This is a genomic window from Intrasporangium sp., from assembly GCF_032907665.1.
GTDB lineage: Bacteria > Actinomycetota > Actinomycetes > Actinomycetales > Dermatophilaceae > Intrasporangium.
This window is the reverse complement of sequence record NZ_JAJJPG010000189.1, coordinates 1-5,017: the sequence shown is the minus strand read 5'-3', so window position 1 is coordinate 5,017 and position 5,017 is coordinate 1. Positions and strand designations below refer to the sequence as shown.

The following is a 5,017-nucleotide window of genomic DNA, read 5'->3' as shown; positions in this document are numbered from 1 at the left end:
GGGCCCCGTCGGGCTCGAACCGACGACCGGCGGATTAAAAGTCCGATGCTCTACCCACTGAGCTAGAGGCCCGTGCCCGGCAGGTCACCCGACCGGAGCACGGTGGGAGTCTACGTCGTTCCTGCGAGCCCTCGAAACGCGCGGTAACACGCCATCTCCGCCGGGGCTGAGTTGGCCTGGTTCACGGGAACGCCGCACTGCGCTCCAACTCCGCCACGGCTGAGAGGGCGTGTTGGTGCGCCGTGCGACCTCCCCAGAGTCGCCGCGCCGGGTTAGCCTGCCGGGATGAGCGAGAGCGAGCGGCGGGGCCCGAGGCGTCCGGCCTTCTTCAGTCCCTCGGCGCTCGAGGCGCACGGCGGCGCCTACGACCCGACGGAGGAGATCCACGTTGCCCACGAGACGGCGGCGGCCCTCGTCCGCGCCGGGCGGGCGGCGACGGACCCCGACGTGACCGAGCGCCTCGTCGCCATCGTCGACGACATCGGCCTGTCCACCCTGGCGGAGCTGTGGTCGCAGCGCCCGGCTCGAAGCCTGCCGGGCAGCCTGTGGCGGCTCTACGTCCTGCGCGAGTGGGTGCGCCGCTTCCCGGTCGAGGCGAGCCGGGAGTACGCCGCGGGGATCCGCTTCACAACGCCCAACCACGCGGTCGCAGGGGTCGCGGAGCCGCCGGGCCCGGCCGAGATGGAGCGGCTCGTCGACGAGATCCTCCGTGGGGTCTTCAGCGGCGACCTGGCCATCGCGCTGGAGCGCGCAGCGGCGTTCTGCCGGGTCGTGTCCGCGGGGCGCGCCGACATCTCCGCGGGGAGCGAGTCGGCCGAGCACGCGGCGAACCTCCTCGTCATGGCAGAGGACCTCACGGCCGGTGCGCGGCTGTGGCGCGCGGAGGCCTTGGACTGAGCCACCCACCACGGGGGGTCGTATGCCGCTGAGCCGGCGGAGCGGCATACGTGCCCGTGGTTGCCGGGCTGGGTGGGCTGTGGATTGGGGCTTGGTGAAGGCGCCGGCGGCACCTATCCTTGACGGGCGTCGGGTCGCGGTAGCCCCGGGTCCCAAATTCAGCCGCTCCGAGCGGCCCTGTGCCGAGAGGCGCTCCCGGCCCGGCGCAACACTTCCCGTTCGGGTCAGCCGTCCACGGCGGCCGGTGCGGGCGAGCTGGACTCGGCTGGGTCCTCGGCAAGGTGCGCCGGTCCGCAGAGGAGCGCGTGGGCGCGCATGTCCGACTCCACGGAGTAGCGGGCTCGGCGACCGGGGCTCTGGAAGCCACAGCGGTCGCAGCACCCGAACATGAACGCACCTCGCTCGGTCGCAGTCCAGCTGGGAACCTCGGCAGGCTCGGGGTCGGCACCGGGGGCCATGCCTCCATGATGCCCTCCCCTCAGGGGTGGTCTGAGCACATCGGATGGAGATGGGAGGGAGTCGACCCTTGTGCCCCACGACCGCCCGCGGGGATCTACCCTTGCCCCATGAGTGACGACCGCACCAACGATCTGGTCGATGGGGCCTTGGCCGACGAGATCGAGCTCGTCAGTGATCTCGTCGTCGCGGCGTCCACGAGCACCCGTCACTTCACGCCCGACGAGGTCGACGCCCTCCTCGGGATCGGCACCGAGGACACCGAGCCGACGACCGGCCTGGACGACACCGAGGTCTGAGGTCCCTGCGGCGACTCGTCCCTGCGGTGTCCGCAGGTGAAGTTATGACGACCACCAGTTTGCGCTGAGGTGTCTCCGGGGCAATAGCATCGTCCCGACCAACTGCCGATGGACCGGAGTCACCCCCGTGGCCTTTCGCCTGACCCCCCAGGACACGAGCTTCTTCTCCCTCTTTGCGACATCCGCGGGACTCCTCGTCGATGCGACGCGAGAGCTCACCCGACTCCTCGAGGTGCAGCCATCGGAGAGGAACGCCGTCGCCGAACGGCTTCGCACCCTCGAGCACGAATGCGACGAGGCGACCCACGAGCTGATCAACAAGGTCAACAGCTCGTTCATCACGCCCTTCGACCGTGAGGACATCCACAACCTTGCGGCGAACCTCGACGACTGCATGGACCACATCGAGGAGACTGCGGACCTCATCGTCCTGTATCGCATCGGTGAGTTCCCCTCAGGGATGGCCGAGCAGTTCGAGATCCTCTCGCGCATGTCCGAGATCACCGCGGAGGCGATGCCGAGGCTGCGGGGGCTCAAGGACCTGCCCGCCTACTGGATCGAGATCAACCGGCTGGAGAACCAGGCCGACAAGCTGCACCGCAAGATGCTGGCCGAGCTGTTCAACAACTCGACCGATGACGCCGTGCACGTCATCAAGATGAAGGGGATCATCGACGGGTTCGAGAACGCCGCGGACTCCTTCGAGAAGGTGGCCCATACCATCGAGGGGATCGCGGTCAAGGAGTCCTGATGGAGCTCGAGCTCCTTGCGGTCATCGTGGTCATCGCCATCGCGCTGACCTTCGACTACACCAACGGCTTCCACGACGCCGCCAACGCCATCGCCACCTCGGTGTCCACGCGCGCTCTGACGCCTCGCGTCGCGCTCGTCATGGCGGCGATCATGAACCTCGTCGGGGCCTTCTTCGGCACGAAGGTGGCCAAGACCATCGGCTCCGGAATCATCGAGAACCCCTCCGGCCCCAACGGCCTCTGGATCATCGCGTCGGCCGTCCTGGGTGCGATCAGCTGGAACCTCATCACGTGGTGGTTCGGACTCCCGTCCTCGTCGTCGCACGCCCTGATCGGCGGACTCGGCGGCGCTGCCATCGCCGCCGGTGTGGCGGTGCAGTGGGACACGGTCGTGAGCAAGGTCATCATTCCCATGATTCTTTCCCCGCTCGCTGGCATTGCCCTCGGTTACCTCGTCATGACGGGGATCCTCTGGGCCTTCCGGCGAGCGAACCCCGCCCGCGTCTCCCGCGGGTTCCGTTGGGCCCAGACGGCCTCGGCCGCAGCGATGGCCTTCGGTCACGGGCTGCAGGACGCTGCCAAGACGGCGGGCGTCATCGTCCTCACGCTCAACATCACCGGTTACCACACCGGGGACGGCATCCCGTTCTGGGTGCTGCTCCTCTCCGCGACCTTCATCGCCCTCGGCACCTACTCAGGCGGGTGGCGGATCATGCGCACGCTGGGCCGGCGGATCATCCACATGACCCCTCCACAGGGCTTCGCCGCAGAACTGACGGCTTCGTCGATCCTCTACGTCGCGGGGATGGGCTTCGGCGCCCCGATCTCCACGACACACACCATCACTTCCGCGATCATGGGGGTGGGCTGGACGAAGCGTTTCACCGCGGTGCGGTGGGGCGTCGCCGGCAACATCGTCGGCGCGTGGGTCCTCACCTTCCCGGGCGCCGGGCTCGCGGCCGTGACGCTCTACTGGATCAGCATGCTCTTCCACTGATGGAGCACCACCGGGCCCCAGACCCGACGGCCCGGCGTCACGACTGTGCACGAGGACAGCACCGCTGCGCCCCTCGCCGTTCACCGTCCGTTCACCAACGGCCTCTTTCATCCAGATGACCCCAAATGGGAACGTCACCTCATCCCGGCGCTCGTGGCCGGGACGATGAAAGGATCATCGTGAACAAGCGGACCACCTCCATTGCGGCCGTCATCGCCGCCGCATCCCTCACCCTCGCCGCGTGCGGCGGCCAGGACAACACGAACAGTGGCAGCGGCAGCACCGGGGGCAATGGCGGCCTGAGCGGCGCCGTCGCGATCGACGGCTCCTCCACCGTGGCGCCCTTGAGCGAGGCTGCCGCGACGGGGTATCGCGACGAGGCGCCCGGTGTGAACGTCACCGTTGCGACGTCCGGCACCGGCGGCGGCTTCAAGAAGTTCTGCTCCGGCGAGACCGACATCTCTGACGCCTCCCGTCCGATCAAGGACGAGGAGAAGGCCGAGTGCGAGAAGAACGGGGTCGCCTACAGTGAGATCATCATCTCCAACGACGGGCTCTCGGTCGTCGTCAACCCCGAGAACGACTGGGCTCAGTGCCTCACGGTCGAGCAGCTCAGCACGATCTGGGCGCCGGAGTCGGAAGGCAAGGTCATGACGTGGGACCAGGTCGACCCGTCTTTCCCCAAGGAGGAGCTCGCCCTCTTCGGCGCCGGCACCGACTCGGGCACGTTCGACTACTTCACCGACGAGATCAACGGTGAGGAGGGCGCGATCCGCACGGACTACAGCCCCTCCGAGGACGACAACATCACCGTGCAGGGCGTCCAGGGCGCCAAGGGCGCGATGGGCTTCTTCGGCCTGTCCTACGCTGAGGAGAACAAGGACGCCGTCAAGCTCGTCCAGATCGACGGGGGCGAGGGTTGCGTGACGCCGTCGAAGGAGACCGTGCAGGATGGCAGCTACTCCCCGCTCGGCCGCCCGCTGTTCATCTACGTCTCAAACAAGAGCGTCGCGGAGAAGCCGCAGGTGAAGGACTTCGTCACCTACTACGTCGAGAACTCCGTCGACATCGCGGCTGAGGCCGGCTTCGTCCCGCTGACCGACGAGCAGAAGAAGACCGCGGCCGACCAGCTGGCCGCGGCCGTTCAGTGAGACGCGGTCACACGACGTGACCTCCCACACGGAGTCCCGGTCCGGCTCGCGCACCAGCGCGGGCCGGGCCGGCCCTTCCCTCAAGGGACGCAAGCGACCGGTCGAGACGGCCATCGTCTGGTCCCTGCGCCTGTCGGCGCTGCTCACGGTCTTGACGACCCTGGGCATCCTCTTCGCCCTTCTGCTGCCTGCCCTCGGCTTCTTCCGCGAGGTGAGCATCGGGGACTTCCTCTTCGGGACCCGCTGGGCGCCACGGTTCGAGCCGGCCACCTTCGGCGTGATCCCGCTCATCACGGCAACCCTGTGGACGACGGCGATCGCGCTCTTCGTCGCGGTCCCGATCGGGCTCGGCGCCGCCATGCTCCTGTCCGAGTACGCGTCCCCGCGGTTGCGCAAGATCCTCAAGCCGATCCTCGAGATCCTCGCCGGCGTGCCGACGATCGTCTACGGTCTCTTCGCGCTCAC

Annotated in this window: 7 protein-coding genes and 1 tRNA gene; 6 read left to right on the top strand and 2 right to left on the bottom strand. The window is 68.2% G+C overall.

Annotated features, from left to right (window positions below; translation table 11 throughout):
* Positions 1-72 (bottom strand) — tRNA-Lys (locus tag LOY02_RS17765).
* A gap of 213 nt (positions 73-285) precedes the next feature.
* Between LOY02_RS17765 and LOY02_RS17760 the strand changes: the two genes are divergently transcribed.
* Positions 286-897, top strand: coding sequence for a hypothetical protein (locus LOY02_RS17760; protein WP_317183701.1), 612 nt, complete (start codon positions 286-288; stop codon positions 895-897).
* Between the two features lie 224 nt (positions 898-1,121).
* Here the strand turns inward: LOY02_RS17760 and LOY02_RS17755 are convergent, their stop codons facing one another.
* A complete protein-coding gene (locus tag LOY02_RS17755; protein ID WP_317183700.1) occupies positions 1,122-1,355 on the bottom strand; it encodes a hypothetical protein in 234 nt (77 codons plus the stop codon).
* A gap of 108 nt (positions 1,356-1,463) precedes the next feature.
* Between LOY02_RS17755 and LOY02_RS17750 the strand changes: the two genes are divergently transcribed.
* The 5 genes from LOY02_RS17750 to LOY02_RS17730 form a co-directional block, all read left to right on the top strand.
* Complete coding sequence (locus tag LOY02_RS17750) at positions 1,464-1,652, top strand: hypothetical protein (protein ID WP_317183699.1); 189 nt, start codon at positions 1,464-1,466, stop codon at positions 1,650-1,652.
* Positions 1,653-1,779: 127 nt separating this feature from the next.
* Positions 1,780-2,403, top strand: coding sequence for a DUF47 domain-containing protein (locus LOY02_RS17745; RefSeq protein WP_317183698.1), 624 nt, complete (start codon positions 1,780-1,782; stop codon positions 2,401-2,403).
* A complete protein-coding gene (locus LOY02_RS17740; RefSeq protein ID WP_317183697.1) occupies positions 2,403-3,401 on the top strand; it encodes an inorganic phosphate transporter in 999 nt (332 codons plus the stop codon). The genes LOY02_RS17745 and LOY02_RS17740 overlap by 1 nt, the downstream gene beginning before the upstream one ends.
* 179 nt (positions 3,402-3,580) lie before the next feature.
* Positions 3,581-4,552 (top strand): PstS family phosphate ABC transporter substrate-binding protein, encoded by a 972-nt coding sequence (locus tag LOY02_RS17735; RefSeq protein ID WP_317183696.1) that lies wholly within the window; start codon positions 3,581-3,583, stop codon positions 4,550-4,552.
* A gap of 16 nt (positions 4,553-4,568) precedes the next feature.
* On the top strand, positions 4,569-5,017 hold a 449-nt coding region (locus tag LOY02_RS17730; protein ID WP_410505973.1), incomplete at its 3' end, for a PstC family ABC transporter permease.